At 69.6% G+C, this 17,820-nt stretch carries 15 protein-coding genes; 6 read left to right on the top strand and 9 right to left on the bottom strand.

The window, feature by feature from the left end; translation table 11 throughout:
• Nucleotides 1-13 precede the first annotated feature (13 nt).
• The 3 genes from ACFQV6_RS25015 to ACFQV6_RS25005 form a co-directional block, all read right to left on the bottom strand.
• Nucleotides 14-346: a TfoX/Sxy family protein gene (locus ACFQV6_RS25015; protein WP_378030012.1), complete on the bottom strand. Its 333-nt coding sequence runs from the start codon at nucleotides 344-346 to the stop codon at nucleotides 14-16.
• A 22-nt stretch (nucleotides 347-368) separates the two neighbouring features.
• Entirely contained in the window at nucleotides 369-2,429 is a 2,061-nt protein-coding gene (locus ACFQV6_RS25010) for a transglycosylase domain-containing protein (RefSeq protein ID WP_378030134.1), read from the bottom strand.
• Nucleotides 2,430-2,563: 134 nt separating this feature from the next.
• On the bottom strand, nucleotides 2,564-4,243 hold the full coding sequence (locus tag ACFQV6_RS25005) for a Na+/H+ antiporter (RefSeq protein ID WP_378030011.1): 1,680 nt from the start codon (nucleotides 4,241-4,243) through the stop codon (nucleotides 2,564-2,566).
• Between the two features lie 156 nt (nucleotides 4,244-4,399).
• Here ACFQV6_RS25005 and ACFQV6_RS25000 point away from each other — a divergent pair, with 156 nt between their 5' ends.
• From ACFQV6_RS25000 to ACFQV6_RS24990, 3 genes are all read left to right on the top strand, one after another.
• Nucleotides 4,400-6,028, top strand: a complete 1,629-nt coding sequence (locus tag ACFQV6_RS25000) for a methyl-accepting chemotaxis protein (RefSeq protein WP_378030010.1) — start codon at nucleotides 4,400-4,402, stop codon at nucleotides 6,026-6,028.
• Between the two features lie 118 nt (nucleotides 6,029-6,146).
• Complete coding sequence (locus ACFQV6_RS24995) at nucleotides 6,147-6,635, top strand: MarR family winged helix-turn-helix transcriptional regulator (RefSeq protein WP_378030009.1); 489 nt, start codon at nucleotides 6,147-6,149, stop codon at nucleotides 6,633-6,635.
• 72 nt (nucleotides 6,636-6,707) lie between these two features.
• A complete protein-coding gene (locus tag ACFQV6_RS24990) occupies nucleotides 6,708-8,174 on the top strand; it encodes an MFS transporter (RefSeq protein ID WP_378030008.1) in 1,467 nt (488 codons plus the stop codon).
• Nucleotides 8,175-8,284: 110 nt separating this feature from the next.
• Here the strand turns inward: ACFQV6_RS24990 and ACFQV6_RS24985 are convergent, their stop codons facing one another.
• The 6 genes from ACFQV6_RS24985 to ACFQV6_RS24960 all read right to left on the bottom strand — a co-directional run bounded on the left by ACFQV6_RS24985 (nucleotide 8,285) and on the right by ACFQV6_RS24960 (nucleotide 12,794).
• Nucleotides 8,285-8,674, bottom strand: coding sequence for a DoxX family protein (locus ACFQV6_RS24985; protein ID WP_378030007.1), 390 nt, complete (start codon nucleotides 8,672-8,674; stop codon nucleotides 8,285-8,287).
• Nucleotides 8,671-9,618 carry an RNA polymerase sigma-70 factor gene (locus ACFQV6_RS24980; protein ID WP_378030133.1) on the bottom strand — a complete coding sequence of 316 codons (948 nt, stop codon included), beginning with the start codon at nucleotides 9,616-9,618 and terminating at the stop codon, nucleotides 8,671-8,673. The genes ACFQV6_RS24985 and ACFQV6_RS24980 overlap by 4 nt, the downstream gene beginning before the upstream one ends.
• Before the next feature lie 101 nt (nucleotides 9,619-9,719).
• Entirely contained in the window at nucleotides 9,720-10,418 is a 699-nt protein-coding gene (locus ACFQV6_RS24975) for a PilZ domain-containing protein (protein ID WP_378030006.1), read from the bottom strand.
• A gap of 100 nt (nucleotides 10,419-10,518) precedes the next feature.
• On the bottom strand, nucleotides 10,519-11,187 hold the full coding sequence (locus ACFQV6_RS24970; RefSeq protein ID WP_378030005.1) for a cyclase family protein: 669 nt from the start codon (nucleotides 11,185-11,187) through the stop codon (nucleotides 10,519-10,521).
• Between the two features lie 27 nt (nucleotides 11,188-11,214).
• Nucleotides 11,215-12,426 carry an RNA polymerase sigma factor gene (locus ACFQV6_RS24965; RefSeq protein ID WP_378030004.1) on the bottom strand — a complete coding sequence of 404 codons (1,212 nt, stop codon included), beginning with the start codon at nucleotides 12,424-12,426 and terminating at the stop codon, nucleotides 11,215-11,217.
• Complete coding sequence (locus ACFQV6_RS24960; protein ID WP_378030003.1) at nucleotides 12,423-12,794, bottom strand: YciI family protein; 372 nt, start codon at nucleotides 12,792-12,794, stop codon at nucleotides 12,423-12,425. The genes ACFQV6_RS24965 and ACFQV6_RS24960 overlap by 4 nt, the downstream gene beginning before the upstream one ends.
• 261 nt (nucleotides 12,795-13,055) lie before the next feature.
• On the opposite strand from ACFQV6_RS24960, the gene ACFQV6_RS24955 reads away from it, so the two are divergent.
• The 3 genes from ACFQV6_RS24955 (at nucleotide 13,056) to ACFQV6_RS24945 (ending at nucleotide 17,778) form a co-directional block, all read left to right on the top strand.
• Nucleotides 13,056-14,165 carry an epoxide hydrolase family protein gene (locus ACFQV6_RS24955; RefSeq protein WP_378030002.1) on the top strand — a complete coding sequence of 370 codons (1,110 nt, stop codon included), beginning with the start codon at nucleotides 13,056-13,058 and terminating at the stop codon, nucleotides 14,163-14,165.
• Nucleotides 14,166-14,411: 246 nt separating this feature from the next.
• On the top strand, nucleotides 14,412-14,972 hold the full coding sequence (locus tag ACFQV6_RS24950) for a pyridoxamine 5'-phosphate oxidase family protein (RefSeq protein WP_378030001.1): 561 nt from the start codon (nucleotides 14,412-14,414) through the stop codon (nucleotides 14,970-14,972).
• Between the two features lie 49 nt (nucleotides 14,973-15,021).
• On the top strand, nucleotides 15,022-17,778 hold the full coding sequence (locus ACFQV6_RS24945) for an alpha-amylase family glycosyl hydrolase (RefSeq protein WP_378030000.1): 2,757 nt from the start codon (nucleotides 15,022-15,024) through the stop codon (nucleotides 17,776-17,778).
• Nucleotides 17,779-17,820 lie beyond the last annotated feature (42 nt).

Genomic DNA, 17,820 nt, shown 5'->3' with positions numbered 1-17,820 from the left:
AAGGATTTTCCACCTATTTGGGCGGCAGCGAGGAGGCATACCCCACGCCCCGCTCCACCCACGCGGCCAGCACCGGCGGTGTGCTGCAGGCCTCGGAGGTCACCGTGAGCCAGCCCCGCATCGGCCGGCCGCGCATGATCGTCGGCGCGGTGCCCTCCTCGGCGAGCAGGTCGTCGACGTCGGCGGGGTCGGCCCGGATCATCAGGCCGCCCTTACCCCGGACGACCACCGCCATGTTGCCGTGCACCAGCCAGGCGAGCCCGCCGAACATCCGGACGCTGGTCGTGCCGTCCCGGGGTTCGAGCAGCTCCCGCACCCGGCCGGCCAGGTCCTCGTCGAGCGCCATCGCGTGATGGTCGCACGCCGCGTCACGGTGCCGGGAACTCCTCGACCGGTTTGTCGCGCATGTAATCGGCGAGGGTCTCGTACACCGCGGGGTTGACGATGTCGTGCGACATGCGGTCGGTGTGCGCGGCCCAGTCGGGGTTGGCGAGGTATCCGGCGACGACGAGCGACCGGGTGCCGACCACCAGGGCTGCGGTCTTGTCCTGGTCGGTGGTGCCGGTCTTGCCGAACACCGGATGCCCCACCACGTCGCGCACCTGGCGCGCGGTGGCGCCGCCGCAGGAGCCGAGCTGCGCCTGGTCGCCGACCGGGCAGCGGGCCGCGTCGAGTGCCCGGCGGGCGACGCCGGAGGTGGTCGCCTGGGTGCAGTCCGGCTTGCCGGTGTCGATCTCGGTGCCGTCCTGGGTGGTGATGCTCGCGATCGGGGTGGGCTTGCAGTACTTCCCGTCGGCGGCCAGGGTCGCGTACGCGTTCGCGATGTCGAGCGGCGTGGACGCCGAGACGCCGAGCGTGAACGCGCCCCACTCGTGGGCCTGGTCCGGGTCGTTCGCCCGTTCGGCGTCCTCGCTCGCCCGGAACCGCACACCGAACCGTTTCGCCACGTCGACCACCTTCTCGGCGCCGACCCGCTCCTGCAGCGGTACGAAGTAGGTGTTCACCGAGCGGCCGAACGCGGTCCACATGTTGAACGTCCCGGACTCGTTCGCCGAGGCGTTGGCGGGGCAGTAGTAGCCGCCGCACCCGGCCGGGGCAGCCGAGTCGAGGTAGCGGGACTGGTAGCGCTGGGGCGAGTAGATCGAGGTGTCCAGGCCCATGCCGTTCTCCAGGGCGGCGACCATGGTGAACACCTTGAACACCGAACCGGCCTGGTAACCGGGGATGCCGGAGCTGCCGGTGATGATCGGGTTGGTGGTGTTCGGATAGGTGCCGCGGATGCCCTTGCGGGCGTCGGCCGGGTTCGACGAGAGCTTGTTCTGCGGGTCGTCCGCGTCGTCGATCTTGTACTTGCGGTTGGCGGCGAGGGCGCGGACGGCGCCGGTGCCGGGCTCGACGGCGGCCAGCATCAACGCGTTCGGGTTGCTGTCCTTCTGGCGGTCGGTGATCTCCTTGCGGGCGGAGGCCTGGGCGTCCACGTCGAGCGTGGTGACGATCCGGTAGCCGCCGTTCTTCAGCTGTTGCTCACGGTCGTACGACGTCTGGCCGAAGGCTTCCTGCTCCAGCCACCAGCGGTAGAGATAGTCGCAGAAGAAGCCCCACTGGTTCTTCGCGACCGAGACGCAGCCGCTGCTGGGCCGCTCGGTGGTGCGGACGACCTTGGCTTTTCTGGCGGTGGCGGCCTCCCCGGCGGTGATCTGCCCGAGCTCGAGCATGTTGCCGATGATGTAATCACGCCGCTCCACCGCCTGCGGATATCCGCTGTCGGTGGTGGGATCAAAAGCGGTCGGCGCCTTGACCATGCCGGCCAGCAGAGCCGACTCGGCCACGGTCAGGTCGGCCGGCTTCTTGCTGAAGTAGACCTGGCTCGCGGCGTTGATGCCGTAGGCGCCGTTGCCGAACGGCGCCATGTTGAGATAGCGCTCCAGGATCTGCTGCTTGGTCAGTTCCTTCTCGACCTGCAGCGCGTACTTCATTTCGGTGACCTTGCGCTCCGCGGTGTCCCGCGTGGCGTTCACGACCTCCTGCGGGTCGGTCGCCGAATAGGCGAGCGCCATGCGCACATATTGCATGGTGAGCGTGGAGGCGCCCTGCCGCGCACCGCCCTGATTGTTGTTCACGAAAGCGCGCGCCACACCCTGCAGATCGACGCCGTTGTGCTCGTAGAACTTGTGGTCCTCGGCAGCGATGATGGCGTCCTGCATGTTCTGCGAGACCTTGGACAGCGGCACGTCGCTGCGGAACTCGTCATACATGACGGCGATCTGCGTCTTGCCGTCGGACGCGTAGATGCGCGAGACCTGCGGCGACGACTGCTCGACGAGCTCGGCGGGCAGCTCGCCGAGCTCCTGCGAGCCGGCCTTGGCGGCCAGCCCGGACATCGCGACCGCCGGGAAAGCGGCGGCCGCGACGACGACTCCGGCGATCATGCCGCAGGCGGCGAGAACCGCTGTGCCGCGGAGAAACCGGCGTTCCTGGGAAGGCTTGCGGGCTTTCACCCGATCCAGATTAACGAGAAGATCTGTGTCGCGAAGGGAGAGGGAAATACGTCACACACAACGCGTCATCGCCGTGCCGGGCGGTCCGGCAGGAGCCGTTCCTCGAAATCGAGTTCGCGCTCCAGAACGCGCAGACCCTCGTCGGACAGGCGGCCGGCGTCGCGCCAGCGCAGCAACTCGTCGCGCTGGGCGTCGATGGCCACCCGGCGGACGTGCAGCGCGGCCTCGTAATGCGGTGACACCGGCACGCTGTCCGAGTCGCTCTCCCGCAGCAGGACGAGCCGGCCCCGATAGCGGCGCAGCCGGGTGCGCAACTGCCCGCGCATGTTCTCGATGACGTGCGAATGGATGTCGTCGTGCTCCTGGGCCTCCAGGTCGTCGAGCGAGGCGAGGGCCGCCTCCACGGACGCGGACCGGGCCTCGTTGCGCAGGCGGGCCTGATCATTTTCGTTCGCGCTGAGGCCGAGCGCCCGGACCATCGGCGCGAAGGTGAGCCCCTGGCCCACCAGGGTGACCAGGACGACGACGAAGGTGCAGAAGAGCAGCAGGTCACGGTCGGGGAACGGCTCGCCGTTGTCGAGGACCACCGGCAGGGTGAAGATCGCCGCCAGGCTGATCACGCCTCGCGTACCCGACCAGCTCAATGCGATGACCTCGCGGCCGGTCAGCCGCTCGTCCCGCGCTGACGGCGCCGTCATCTCCGGATCGTCGTCCTCGTCCTCCGCCTTGTCGACGCCCAGCCGGGTGTGCAGTGAACGCGGCAGCGACTGGGTCAGCACCAGCCACAGCGGCCGCAGCAGCAGGACGACACCGACCGTGATCGCGACAGCGATGACGATGGTCGAGGTCTCGTAGGCGGCGAGCCCTCGGATGACCGCGGGCAGTTGCTGGCCGATCAGCAGGAACACCAGGCCCTCGAGCAGGAAGTCGATGAGCCGCCAGACCGCGCTCGTCTGGAGCCGGCCGGCGCCCGAGGCCGACCGCGGCGTGTCGTGCCCGACGATCAGCCCGGCGACGACCACGGCGAGCACGCCGGAGACGTGGATCTGCTCGGCGAGCAGGTAGGCGCCGAACGGGGTGGCCAGCGAGATGGCGTTGGCCATCAACGGGTCGCGGCCCAGCGGCCGGGACAGCACCCGGTTGACATAGGCGACTGTCATGCCGACGGCCACCCCGCCCACCGCGGCGATCACGAACTGGCCGAGCGCGGAGGTCGCCGAGAAGTTGCCGCCCTTGGCCGCCGCGACGGCGACGCTCAGGATGGTGAGCGCGGTGGCGTCGTTGAGCAGGCCCTCACCCTGGATGAGCGTGACGATCCGGGGAGGCAGGCCGACCTTGCGCCCGACTGCCAGCGCGGCCACCGGGTCGGGAGGCGCGACTGCCGCGCCGACAGCGATGCCGGCGGCAAGCGTCGCACCCGCGACGAACCAGGCGAAGCCGAGGCCGATCAGCACCGCGGTGAGCAGGACAAGGACCACAGAAAGGCTGACAACGGTACGCAGATTGCGGCGGATCGCCAGCAGGGACGAGTCCAGGGCCGCGCTGTACAACAACGGCGGCAGCACGAGCGTCAGGACGATCTCCGGCTCGAGCTGGATGTTGGGGCCGGGAAGCAGCGCATAGGCGATGCCGACGATCGGCAGCAGCGCAGCCGCCGGAAGCCCGGTTCGATCGGCCACCCACCGCACCACGACGATCACCGCGACAGCGGCGAGGACAAAAGCCAGGGACGATTCGACGGTCACCACTCCATCCTCCCGGATCGTGCCGTCCGGGCGGGCGACTGCGGGCGGCTGCTGTCCGCCGCGCCATAAATGTCGCCTCAGGGTGGTCGCGTCCCGGCCGATCAGGAATGTGTGCTCTGCCCGGACCGGGCGGGGATCCTCTCACTGGGAGCGCTGATGGAGCAGGCCGGTTCGCCGCGAACACCGTGGAGCAGGCTCAACAACCTGCGGGTGGGTACGAAGATCGTGGTGGCGGTGGCGGTTGTCGCGATCGTCGCCGTGGTGACCGCTGGGGTCGCCTGGTCCCGGATGGGATCACTGGACTCCGGGGTGCAACGGCTGCAGGCCGGCAACATCACCAGGCTGGACTCCCTGGTCGTCCTCCAGAACGGCATGGCCGACATGTATCGCGGCCTGTTCCTGCATCAAGGCGCCCAGAGCGAGGCGGAGAAGACGAACTTCGAGAAGGAGGTCAAGGACGCGCAGCAGGCCGTGGACACCGCGAGCGCCCAGTACGCCTCCGTCCCCGAGGACTCGGCAACCTGGTCGACGCAGGTCAAGGCGTTTGACGGGGCCTGGAAGCAGTATCGGGCGCTGGTCAACCTTCTGCTGTTCCGCGACCCCGTACCCGCCGGTGTCGAACTGCCCACCGCTCTCCCCGACCAGTACGCCCTCTGGGGCGAGGCCGAGAACACCATGAACACGGCGGTCGACGAGCTCATGACCCTCGAGCGCGCACAGACCGCACAGGCCGGCACCGACGCACACCAGCAGGTCAGCAACGCGCGGACCCTGATCATCGTGCTCGTCACGGTGGGCGTGCTGCTCTCCATCGCCCTGGCCCTGGTGATCGGCCGCAGCGTCTCGCGGCGCCTCGCGAGCGTACGCACGGTGCTCGACGCCGTCGCCGACGGTGACCTCACCCAGACCGCCCGGGCCACCGGCGCCGACGAGGTCGGCCAGATGGCGCAGGCGGTCAACCGGGCCACCGACTCGATCCGGGTGACCGTGAGCGCGCTCGCCGACTCGTCGCGGATGCTGGCCGACTCGTCGCATCAATTCTCCGCCTCCGCCGAGGCGATCGCCGGCACCGCCAACGACACCTCCAACCAGACGACCCTGCTCGCCTCGGCCTCGGAGGACGTCTCACACAGCGTGCAGGCCGTCGCTGCCGGCGCCGAGGAGATGGGTTCCGCGATCCGGGAGATCTCCCAGTCGGCCAGTGACGCCGCGGGGGTTGCCTCGCAGGCGGTGACCGCGGCCGCCACGGCGCAGACCACCGTGTCCAAACTGGGCGACTCGTCGGCCGAGATCGGCAACGTGGTCAAGGTGATCACGTCGATCGCCGAGCAGACGAACCTGCTCGCTCTCAACGCCACGATCGAGGCGGCCCGCGCGGGTGAGACCGGTAAGGGCTTCGCCGTTGTCGCGGGCGAGGTGAAGGAACTGGCTCAGGAGACCGCGAAGGCCACTGAGGACATCTCCCGCCGGGTGGAGGCCATCCAGGCGGACACCAACAACGCGGTCGCCGCCATCACCGAGATCTCGACGATCATCTCGCAGATCAACGACTACCAGATGACGATCGCCTCCGCCGTCGAGGAGCAGACCGCGACCACCGCCGAGATGAGCCGGTCGATCATCGAGGCGTCCCAGGGCAGCAGCAGCATCACCGACAACATCGCCAGCGTCGCCGCGGCCGCGAAGACGACCACGGTCACGGTGGGTCAGACACAGCAGTCGGCCCAGGAACTCGCCCGCATGTCCTCCGATCTGCAGTCGGTTGTCGCCCGCTTCCGCGTCTGAGCGAACAGACCGGCCGCCGTCCGGCCCGGTTGTGGTGATCCGCAACCGCCGGGCGGCGGCCTTTCCGTTTGCAACACAGTCGATCGCAGATCATCCGCAGCGGAACTACGCTGGACCCATGACCGCGATGGCACCCGCTCGCACCGAGTCCGACCTGTCGTTCCTGCTGGATCACACCAGCCACGTCCTGCGCTCGAGGATGACGGCCGCCCTCGCCGAGATCGGCCTCACCTCGCGCATGCACTGCGTGCTCGTGCACGCCCTGGAGGCCGAGCGCACCCAGATCCAGCTGGCCGAGCTGGGCGACATGGACAAGACCACGATGGTGGTCACCGTGGATGCCCTCGAGAAGGCGGGGTACGCGGAACGGCGCCAATCCAGCACCGATCGCCGTGCCCGGATCATCGCGGTGACCGCTCCCGGCGCCGAGATCGCAAGGCGCAGCCAGGAGATCGTCGACGGCGTGCACCGCGACGCGCTGGCCTCACTACCCGGCGACGAACGTGACGTACTGGTGCGCGCCCTGAACCGCCTGGCCACCGGCCATCTGGCCACTGCCGGGGAGACCGCACAACCGGCCCGCCGGGCACGGGAGCGGGCAAAGTAGGTCCGTCGAGGATCGTCTTCAACGGGACTATCTGCTAGCGTCCTTCCTTGGGTACATTCCTGAGGAGGAACCATGCCGCACTCCCGCTGGACCGCGCTCGCCGTGCTCTCGGCCGCCGGCCTGATGACCGTGCTCGACGGCAGCATCGTCACCGTCGCGATGCCCGCCATCCAGCACGACGTCGGCTTCTCACCAGCCGGCCTCAGCTGGATGGTCAACGCCTACCTGATCCCCTTCGGCGGCCTGCTCCTGCTGGCCGGCCGGCTCGGCGACCTCCTCGGCCGCCGCACCATGTTCCTCACCGGCAACGCCGTCTTCACCCTCGCGTCCCTGCTCGCCGGAGCCGCCTCCAGCCCCGGGACGCTGATCGCCGCCCGCTTCCTGCAGGGCGCCGGCAGCGCCATGGCAGCAGCCGTCGTCCTCGGCATCCTGGTCACCCTCTTCACCGACCCGGCCGGACGCGCCACAGCCATCGCGGTCTTCAGCTTCACCGGAGCCGCCGGCGCCTCCATCGGCCAGGTACTCGGCGGCGTCCTCACCGATACCCTCAGCTGGCCCTGGATCTTCTTCATCAACGTGCCGATCGGGATCGCCACCATCACCCTGGGCGCGATCACCCTCCCCCGCGACCGCGGAGCCGGCCTGGCCGCCGGCGCCGACGTGCTGGGCGCCGTGCTGGTCACTTCCGGACTGATGCTCGGCATCTACACCGTGGTCAAGGTCGAGCAGTACGGCTGGACGGCCACACACACCCTCGGCCTGGGCGCCGTGTCGCTGGCCCTGCTCGCCGGTTTCGCCGCCCGCCAGGCCACCGCCCGAACCCCGCTCATGCCGCTGCGCATCCTGCGCTCCCGCAACGTCACCGGCGCCAACCTCGCCCAGATGCTGGCACTCTCCGGCATGTTCGCCTTCCAGGTCCTGGTGGCGCTCCACATGCAGAAGGTCCTCGGCTACACCGCCCTGCAGACCGGCCTGGCCATGCTCCCCGCGGCCGTCGGCATCGGCGCGATCTCCCTGTTCGCCTCCGCCCGCCTGACCTCCCGCTTCGGCGCCCGCACCGTCCTGCTGGCCGGCCTGACCATGCTGATCTCAGCGATGGCCCTCCTGAGCCAGATCCCGGTACGCGCCGACTACGTCACCCACCTCCTCCCGCCCATGCTCCTGATCTCCGGCGGCGGCCTTGTCCTCCCCGCCCTCGCCACGCTGGGCATGTCCGGCGCCCGGGAGAGCGACGCCGGCCTGGCGTCCGGCCTGTTCAACACCACCCAGCAGGTAGGCATGGCCCTCGGCGTAGCGGTCCTCTCCACCCTCGCCGCCTCCCGCACCGACGGTCTCCTAACCGCAGGCGCCGACCAGGCCACCGCCCTGACCAGCGGTTACCGCCTCGCCTTCACCCTCTCCGCCGCCCTCCTTCTGACCGCCTTCCTGATCGGCGTAACCGTCCTCCGCCGCCCCACCCCCACCCAGCTGGCCGCCAGCGGGGGTTACTCACCCGTAACGCACCCCTCAAAGCCAGCCGAACCAACCAGCTGGCCGTGAGCGGGGGCTACTCGCGCGTAACGCACCCCTCAGAGCCAGCTGGCTTGCACCGTCGCGGGCGAGCCTGACGGGCGGGGGCGGGGGCGGGGGCGCGGGATCGGGCTGGGGCTTTACGTGGGGAAGGGTTGTGGGCCGAAGCGGCCCCAGGCCACGAAAACGGCTATGGCGAGGTAGATCAGGTCGGCCGTGATGGTCGCGCGCTCGCCGCGGCGCAGGCGCATGGTGGCCGCGCAGGCGAACAGCAGCGCCACACAGACCGCCGTCACCGGCACCAGAACAGGGGCGATGTCCAGCAGAGCGGGCAGGATCAGCCCCGCCGCCGCCAGGATCTCGAGGGATCCGATGATCCGGAGGGCACGCGGGCTGAAGTCCATCACCCACTCCCCCGCGTGACCCAGGGCGGCGATCCTCTCCCGCGGCACGAACATCTTGGAGGTGCTGACGAGCAGTACAGCGGCCAGCAGGCCGGCGGCGATCCAGAGCCAGACGTCGAGGTTCATCGTCGTCCCCCCTCGCCCCGGCGGAGCCGGTTGAACTCACGGGACAGCGCCCACGCATCCGCCACCGGCCCCAGGTGCGCCAGTTTGTCGGGGTTGGACACGATGCGGATCGTCTGGATCCGGCCGTCGAGGATGTCGAGCGTCAGAGCGTTCAGGGCCTTGGCGTCCCGGTCACGCAGGATCGCACCCGGCTGCCCGTTCACCGGGCGCGCCTCCACGAAGACACCGATCCCGGCCAGCGGCGCGGCGACCGCGGCAAGCACTCGGGCCACGTTCTCGGGTCCGAGAAGGGGCTTCGGCAGTTGCGGGGCCTTGCCACCGCCGTCGCCGGTCATCTGCACGTCGGCGGCGAGCAGGTGCCGCAGCGCGTCGAGATCACCCTCCCGGAACGCCTCGAAGAACCGGTCGGCGAGCTGCTCCCGCTCCCGCCGGTCGGCCTCGAAGCGGGGCCGGCCGGCGTCCATGTGCCGGCGCGCCCGGACGGCCAGCTGCCGGCACGCGGCCTCGGACCGGCCCACCGCTGAGGCGATCTCGGTGAAGCCGAACCCGAACACCTCCCGCAGCACGAAGACCGCGCGCTCGAGCGGGCTGAGCCGCTCCAGCAGCAGCAGGGCCGCCATCGAGACCGAGTCTGCCAGTTCCGCCGACCGCTCCGGATCCTCGTACGGGTCGGCGAGCAACGGTTCCGGAAACCACGGCCCGACGTACGCCTCGCGCCGCACCCGAGCCGAGCGCAGCACGTTTATCGAAATCCGGGTGACCACCGTCGACAGGAACGCCTTGGGCGAATCCGGCCGCTCGCGGTACCCCTCGTACCCCAGCCACGTCTCCTGGACAGCGTCCTCAGCCTCGCTGACGCTGCCCAGGATCCGATAGGCGATCGAGAACAGCAGCGGCCGCAGTTCCTCGAAGTCCTCAGCCCGGCTCACCCTGTCCACTCCCATGACCGTCACCGCATCACATCCTGAATCCGAAGTGTGATTCCAGGACCTGAGTCAAGACAGCGCGGCCGTCTGTGACACGGGTGAGCGGCGCGATCGGCGTGTCAGTCGTTCTGGCGGCTCAAACGGCGTTCGTTGATCTCCCAGGCGAGGATGTGGAGGCGGATCATCCGGGCCGTGTCCTCCATGGTCTCGAAGGTGAGGATGACGTGGCGGCCGGGGTCGCCGTGGGGAGCCTCACGCACCGTATGGACCGTGCCGGTCAGCTCCACCTGCTCGTCACCGAGCCACACCGTGGCCCGCGTCTGGTCGCCGGGCGCCAGCGACACCGGCTCGTCGATCCAGCAGCGCAACCCGCCCTCACTGATGTCCAGGAGAGCGCCCTCGACCGTCACGCCGTCAGCGCCGTCAGCGCCGTCACCGTCAGGCTCGAAGCCGACGCCGAGCCGGACCGCCGCGCCGCCGCCGCCGCGGACGAACTCGCGCCGGTTGCTCTGCTGCGGCTTCGCCAGGGGCTCGAGCGTCCACCGGAACGGGGTGCTGTCCGAGATGGCGACCAGCCGGCAGGGCACGACCACGCGGGTACGCGGCGGCGCCCAGAACACCTCGAACTCGTCACCGGTCTTGAGCACCGACGGGCCGGTCGTCTCCAGCGGGGCGGCCACCTCGAAGACGCCGTCGCCGATGGACTCCAGCCGCGATCGGACGTTCACGCCCTCACCCAGCACCAGGAAGATCGCGGTGCCGGTCTCGGGCAGCTCGAGAGCGGTCGCCGGTTCCGGAGCAATTGTTGCGTTGATCATCATTCACCCTTGCGCGAATTCTGTGGCCGGAGTTCCAGTGACCCTCAGTTCGGCACCGGCCGCGCGCAGGTGAGCCTTCGGAGCGGGCCGGTTTCGCCGGTCACACGTCCAGTTGCAGGGCGACCGCGCGGACCGGCGCTCCGTCCGCGTCCTCCAGGGCGATCGGCAGGCAGGTCACCAGCGGGTCCGGGAAGTCGACGAGCTCCAGGTTGCGGAAGTTCTCGCCGATCACCCCGCCGGCCGCCGCGATCAGGTGGTGCACCGGATAGCCGTCGCCCGGGTGCTGTTCGCCGGGAGTCTCGTCGAGGCTGATGGTGTCGACGCAGAAGGTCCGCACGCCCAGGTCGAGCATCCGCCGGCAGGCGTCGGCGGCGAGGTAGGGGTGGTCGAAGTAGGCCGGTGTGCCGTAGTGGGCGGACCAGCCGGTGCAGATCAGGGCGATGACACCGGGGCCGAGGCGGGAGGCGGCGGGGGCGATGCGGTCCCAGGTGACGGGTACGCGGGAACCGGCACCACGCACGTCGATGAGCACCGCGGGCCCCGCGAACAGACCGAGGTCGAGTTCGTTGATGCGGGGTGCGCCGTCCCGGAAGTGGTAGGGCGCGTCGACGTGCGTCCCGGTCTGCGAGCCGAGTTCCAGGTGGAGCAGGTTGAACCCGTCGCGGCGCACAGTCGAGTGCTCGGTGAACCGCGGAACCGGGTCGCCCGGATAGACCTGGGTCCCGGGGCCGATCGGTACGGAAAGGTCCACGATTCTGCGTACACGCATGCCCTTATCCTCCTGGATGGTGCTCACTCAGGGTGAGACCAAACGAGCCCGTGTCTCCAGGTAGCGCCGCTCGGCGAGGCTCGCCGTCATCCTCGCCGCCCGCCGGTAACTCTCGTACGCCGCCGCGGTGTCACCCGCCTTCTCCAGCAGGTGGGCCCGCACCGACACCAGCCGGTAGTGGTCCGCCATCCGCTCGTCACCGTCCAGCGCCGACAGCAGATCCAGCCCGGCGGCCGGCCCCTCGATCTCCGCCAGCGCGATGGCCCGGTTCAGCGTCACCATCGGATTGGGCGCGACCCGCTCCAGGATCAGGTACAGCGCGTGCACCTGCCGCCAGTTCGTCTCCCCTGCCGTGGCGGCGTCCGCGTGTGTCGCCGCGATCGCCGCCTGCAGCTGGTACGGCCCCAGCGAGGTCCCGCCCAGCGACGCCTTCGCCAGTTCCATGCCCTCGTCGATCAGCCGCCGATCCCACAGCGAACGGTCCTGCTCCTCGAGCGGCACCAGGTCCCCCGCGGCCGTGGTCCGGGTCCCGCGCCGGGCATCGGTCAGCAGCATCAGCGCGAGAAGTCCCGCCACCTCGCTGTCCTCGGGCAGCTGCGCGTGCACCATCCGGACCAGCCGGATCGCCTCCCGCGCCAGGTCAGCGCGATGCAGCGAGTCGCCGGACGACGCCGTATACCCCTCGTTGAAGATCAGATAGAGCACCTGGAGCACCACCCGCAGCCGTTCCTCGAGCTCGGCACCGGCCGGCAGGCGGAACGAGCTGCCGGCCGCCCTGATCCGCTGCTTGGCGCGGCTGATCCGGGCCGCCATCGTGGCTTCCGGCACCAGGAACGCTCGCGCGATCTCCGCGGTGGTCAGCCCACCGACGGCCCGCAGCGTCAGCGCCGTCTGCGAGGCCGGGGTCAGCGTGGGGTGACAGCACAGGAACAGCAGCACGAGGGTGTCGTCCGTGTCCGGCACGCCGGCCGGCCCGACCTCGGCGGCCAGCGCCGTCTCGCGTTCGCGGCGGGCCAGGTCGCTGCGCATGTGGTCGATCAGGCGCCGGGAGGCGACGGCCGTCAGCCAGCCACGGGGGTTGGCGGGCACTCCCTCGGCCGGCCATTGCACGGTCGCGGCGAGAACCGCCTCCTGCACGGCGTCCTCACACCCGTCGAACTGGCCGTGCCGGCGCACCAGCGCGCCGAGGACCTGCGGCGTGCACTCACGCAGCAGGTCCTCGATGGCCGGATCGGTCACGCTTCGAGGTTTCCGTCGGAGAACATCACCGGCCGGATCTCGACGCCCAGGCCCTCAATGGCCGCGTCCGGGATCTGCGCGGCCAGCTCGATCGCCCGCTCCCGGCTCTCGCAGTCGATCAGGTAGAAGCCGCCGAGGAACTCCTTGGCCTCCAGGAACGGGCCGTCCGTGACGACCGGCTGGCTGTTGCGCACCGACACGACCGCAGCCTGGGAGGGGTCCGCGAGCGCCAGCGTGGTGATCAGCTCGCCGGACTCCTTGATCGCCTCCATCAACTTGCCGTGGCCCTCGCCGATCGCCGCCTGCTCCTCGGCGGTGAGCGCTTCCAGCACGGCCGGGTTGATGTGCAAGCTGATCAAAAACTGCATGATGTGCTCCTCTGCTCGACGTTTCGCCGGTTGGTCGGAGCCACCGCCGCCGTCTTGACATCGCCGCCGAAAATTCTTCCACCGGATCCCGTGTCATGAACGTCCCGCGCGCCTGCTGCTCCAGGCACCCGTCAGGGTGGAGGCCCGTGGCGGTTCCGCCCAGGGTCCTTTGTGACAAGCCTTACGAACCGTTAGCACCACCAACAAACGCGATACCGTTAGTGTTCCAAACGTTAGTCACGCTAACACCAGGAGCCGACAGTGATCGCACCGTTCCGCATCACCATCCCGCAAGCCGACCTCGACGACCTGTCCGACCGCCTCTCCCGCACCCGCTGGCCCAACGAGATCACCGACGCCGGCTGGGACTACGGCTTCCCGCTCGCAAGGCTCAGGGAACTGGCCGAACACTGGCGCACCGGCTACGACTGGCGCACCCACGAGACCGAGCTCAACAAACTCCCCCACTTCACCACCGAGATCGACAACCAAAAGATCCACTTCATTTCCGTACGGTCGACGAAGCCGGACGCACTCCCCCTGGTGCTGACCCACGGCTGGCCCGGCTCGTTCCTCGAGTTCCTCGACGTGATCGAGCCCCTTTCCCGCGACTTCCACCTGGTCATCCCGTCCATCCCCGGCTACGGCTTCTCCGGCCCCACCTCCGAGCGCGGCTGGGACATCGTCCGCGTCGCCCGGGCCTGGGCCGAGCTGATGGACCGCCTCGGCTACGACCGCTACGGCGCCCACGGCGGCGACTTCGGCTCCGGCATCTCGATCGCCCTCGGCTCGGTGGCACCCGAGCGAGTGGTCGGCGTCCACGTCAACTACCTGCCCACCCGCCCCGCACCGGACGCCGACATCGAGCTCTCCGCCACCGACGAGGCCCGCCTCGCCAAGATCCGCCAACTGATCGCCAACCGCCCGCCCTACCAGGCCCTCCAGGCCCAGACACCACAGACCATCGGGTACGCGCTGACCGACTCCCCGGTCGGCCAGCTCGCCTGGATCGCCGAACGGTTCGCCCAGTGGACCGACCCGCGCTCCCCGATCAGCGACGACCGCATGCTCACCGACGTCTCCCTGTACTGGCTGACCGCCACCGCGGCCTCCTCCGCCCGCCTGCACCGCGAGACCCCGCGCGGCACCGCACCGTGCCCGGTGCCGCTCGGCGTGGCGGTGTTCGCCCACGACATCACCCAGTCCGTCCGCCCCCTCGCCGAACGCCTCTACGACATCCGCCACTGGTCCGAGTTCGACCGCGGCGGCCACTTCGCCGCGATGGAGGTCCCCGACCTGCTGGCCGCCGACATCCGCACCTTCTTCCTGAACCGGCGGCCTTCCGAAGTCCTACCTCACGCCGAACGCTAGCCCTCACCACCGACACAAACGCCGCCGTGACCGCCGAACCAGCGTGTACAGGCGCACACATCGAGTGATATCTGGCCCTGCGGTGCCGACCTTGACAAGCCTCCTGGATCAACACGAGCCCGCCGGCCTGCAAAGACGCTCCCACCAAACCAAACCCTGCAACTTGCAACTCTGTGCAATCAACCGACTACGGTACGAAACTGTGGCCCAGCGGGGAGGACCAGTCCGCCGGCAAGAAGGGTCATCATGAACCACGGTGAACGGGAACTGCAGGATCGGCTCGGCACCCGGGAACGGGCCGACGCCTTCGAATCGCGACAGACCCTGCACCACCTCAACGACGCGATGCGCCACTTCATCGGTCGCCAGCAGATGATGTTCCTCGCCACCGCGGACGGGACCGGTTCCTGCGACAACACCTTCCGGGCCGGTCCGCCCGGGTTCGTCCGGGTGCTCGACACCGAGCACATCAGCTGGCCGGAATATCGCGGCAACGGCGTCATGGCGAGCCTCGGCAACATCACCGAGAACGCCGGCGTCGGGCTGCTCTTCGTCGACTTCGGCGAGGTCATCGGGCTGCACGTCAACGGTACGGCCGAAATCGTGGAAGACCCCGACGAGGGGCCCGACACCCCGCCGGGTCAGCGCGCCCGGCTCTGGGTCGTCGCCCGGGTGCACGAGGCGTACATCCACTGCGCGAAGCACATCCCGCGCATGGTGAGGACCCCGCGCCAGCGGCCGGCCGGCGAGACCCAGTTGAAGAAGAGCGATTACTTCGTACCTGCCGAATCCGAGGTTCGCGGCTAATCCGACATGCGCCCACCGGGTGATCGGCGCGTGATTACCATCGGTACGCATGTCGATGCGTCGCTCGATCGCGGTTGTCCTGACCTCGGTTCTCGCGGGGGCCCTGTCCGTCACGCCCGCTCAGGCCACCTCGGGCGGCGCTCTACCGGGCCGGCATGCGCTGCGCTCGCCGGTCACCGACGAGAACTTCTACTTCGTCATGGCCGACCGCTTCGAGAACGGCGACACCGGCAACGACACCGGCGGGCTGCCCGCCGACCCGCTCGTGTCCGGTTTCGATCCCACGCGCAAGGGCTTCTACAACGGGGGTGACCTGCGCGGGCTGTTGCAGCGCATGGATTACGTCCAGGGGCTGGGCACGACGTCGATCTGGCTGACGCCCAGCTTCAAGAACAAGCCGGTGCAGCCGGAGGACGGCCCGTCCGCCGGCTACCACGGTTACTGGATCACCGACTTCACCCGCATCGACCCGCACCTGGGCAGCAACGACGATCTGCGTGCGCTCGTCGACGCCGCGCACGCCCGCGGCATGAAGGTCTACTTCGACATCATCACCAACCACACGGCCGACGTCGTGGGTTACGCCGAGGGAGCCCGGCAGCCCTACATCAGCAAAGATCAAGCTCCTTATCGTACGGCTGCCGGCGCGCCTTTCGACGATCGTGACTACGCGGGCACCGGCCGCTTCCCGGCTCTCGACCCGGCCGTCTCCTTCCCGTACACGCCGGTGCTGGACCCCGCCGAGCGCGACCTGAAGGTGCCGGCCTGGCTCAACGACGTCACGCTCTACCACAACCGCGGCGACACGACGTTCACCGGCGAGAACTCGTACTACGGCGACTTCTTCGGTCTCGACGACCTGTTCACCGAGCACCCCCGCGTCGTCCGCGGCATGATCGACATCTACAAGACCTGGATCGCCGACTTCGGCGTCGACGGCTTCCGGATCGACACGATGAAGCACGTCGACGACCAGTTCTGGCAGCGGTTCGGCCCCGAGGTGCTCAGCTTCGCCCGGGCGCACGGCAAGCGCGAGTTCTTCATGTTCGGCGAGGTCTTCGACACCAGCCGCAGCTTCACCTCGCAGTACACCACCCGCAACCGGATGCAGGCGGTCATCGACTTCCCGTTCCAGGACGCGGCCCGCAACTTCGCCTCCCGCGGCCGCCCGGCGGGTGAGCTCGGCCAGTTCTTCGCCGGCGACGACTGGTACACCGACGCCGACTCGAACGTCTACCAGCTGCCGACGTTCCTCGGTAACCACGACATGGGCCGGATCGGCAACTTCGTGGTGACCGACAACCCGGGCGCCGGCGACACCGAGTGGCTGGCCCGCGACCGTCTCGCCCACGAGCTGATGTACTTCTCCCGCGGCAACCCGGTCGTCTACTACGGCGACGAGCAGGGCTTCACCGGCCCCGGCGGCGACCAGGACGCCCGGCAGACGATGTTCGCCAGCCGCGTACCGGAATATCTCGACGACGATCTCCTCGGCACCGGCGCCACCCACGCGCAGAGCAACTTCGTGTCCTCCCACCCGCTCTACCGCAGCATCAGCGGACTGGCCGCCATCACCCGGCAGCACCCGGCCCTGCGCGACGGCGCCCACCAGCATCGTTACGCCGCCGACAGCGCGGGCGTCTACGCGTTCTCCCGCATCGACCGCGGTCAGCAGCGCGAATACGTGGTAGCACTCAACAACAGCGAACAACCGCAGACCGCAGCCATCCCCACCTACGCCGCCAAACGCACCTTCGAGCGCGTCTACGGCAGCGGCCAGGGCCGCGTCACCACCGGCACCGACCGCCGTCTCACCCTGAGCGTTCCCCCACTCTCCGCCATCGTGTACGCCTCGGACGGCCGCATTCCCCCCTCGAAGGCGGCCCCGGCCGTCACGCTCGCGGCGCCCGCTCCCGCCACCGAGTCACGCGGCCGCATGCGGGTCGAAGCCACCGTGGCCGGCTCCTCGTTCTACGAGGTCACCTTCTACGCCCGCACCGGCAACGGCGCCTGGACCCCGATCGGCACCGACGACACCGCTCCCTACCGGGTGTTCCACGACGTCAGCTCACAGCGGGCCGGCACCCCGGTGCAGTACCGCGCGGTGGTGCTCGACAACGCCCGGCACACCGCCACGAGCCCGTCGCGCAGCGCCCGGGTCCCCGCGCCGCAGCTCACCATCGAGACCCCCGCCGAGGGCAGCAACGTCCGTGGCCGCCTGGAGGTCCGGGCCGTCGCCGACCCCGAACGCGCCACGCACGTGGTCCGCTTCGAGCGCAGCCTCGCCGGCGGCGCCTGGACCCCGATCGGCTCGGACAGTTCGTCACCCGCCTACACCGCCTTCGACGACCTCACGGCGCTGAACCCGGCCCCCGGCACCGAGATCCGCTACCGCGCCGTCCTGACCGGCCCCGGCGGCACCACCGCGACCAGCGCCGTCCGAACCGTCCACTACGCCGGCCCGCCGCGCACCTCCGCCACCGTGCGCTACCAGCGCCCGGCCGGCGACTACACCGGCTGGGGCCTGCACCTGTGGGGCGACGGCATCGACCCGGCCCAGCTCGCCACGATCGCCTGGGACAAGCCCTTGCCGCCCACCCGCATCGCGAACGGCTGGGCCGAGTTCGACATAGCCCTCACCGACGACACCAAGCCGGTCAACTTCATCGTCCACCTCCCCAGCGGCGACACCGTCCCCACCACCCGCGAACCAGGCGGCGACCGCTCCTTCCTCCCCATAAACACCCCAGAAATCTGGCTGAATCAGGGCGACCCCACCGTCCACACCACCCCACCCACCCCCTGAAGCCCCGCCCCCGGGCCGAAAAGCACCCCTCAGAGCCAGCCG

Origin of the sequence: Actinoplanes sp. GCM10030250 (genome assembly GCF_042666575.1) — a bacterium.
Classification (GTDB): domain Bacteria; phylum Actinomycetota; class Actinomycetes; order Mycobacteriales; family Micromonosporaceae; genus Actinoplanes.
This window is presented reverse-complemented; position numbering and strand designations above follow the sequence as displayed.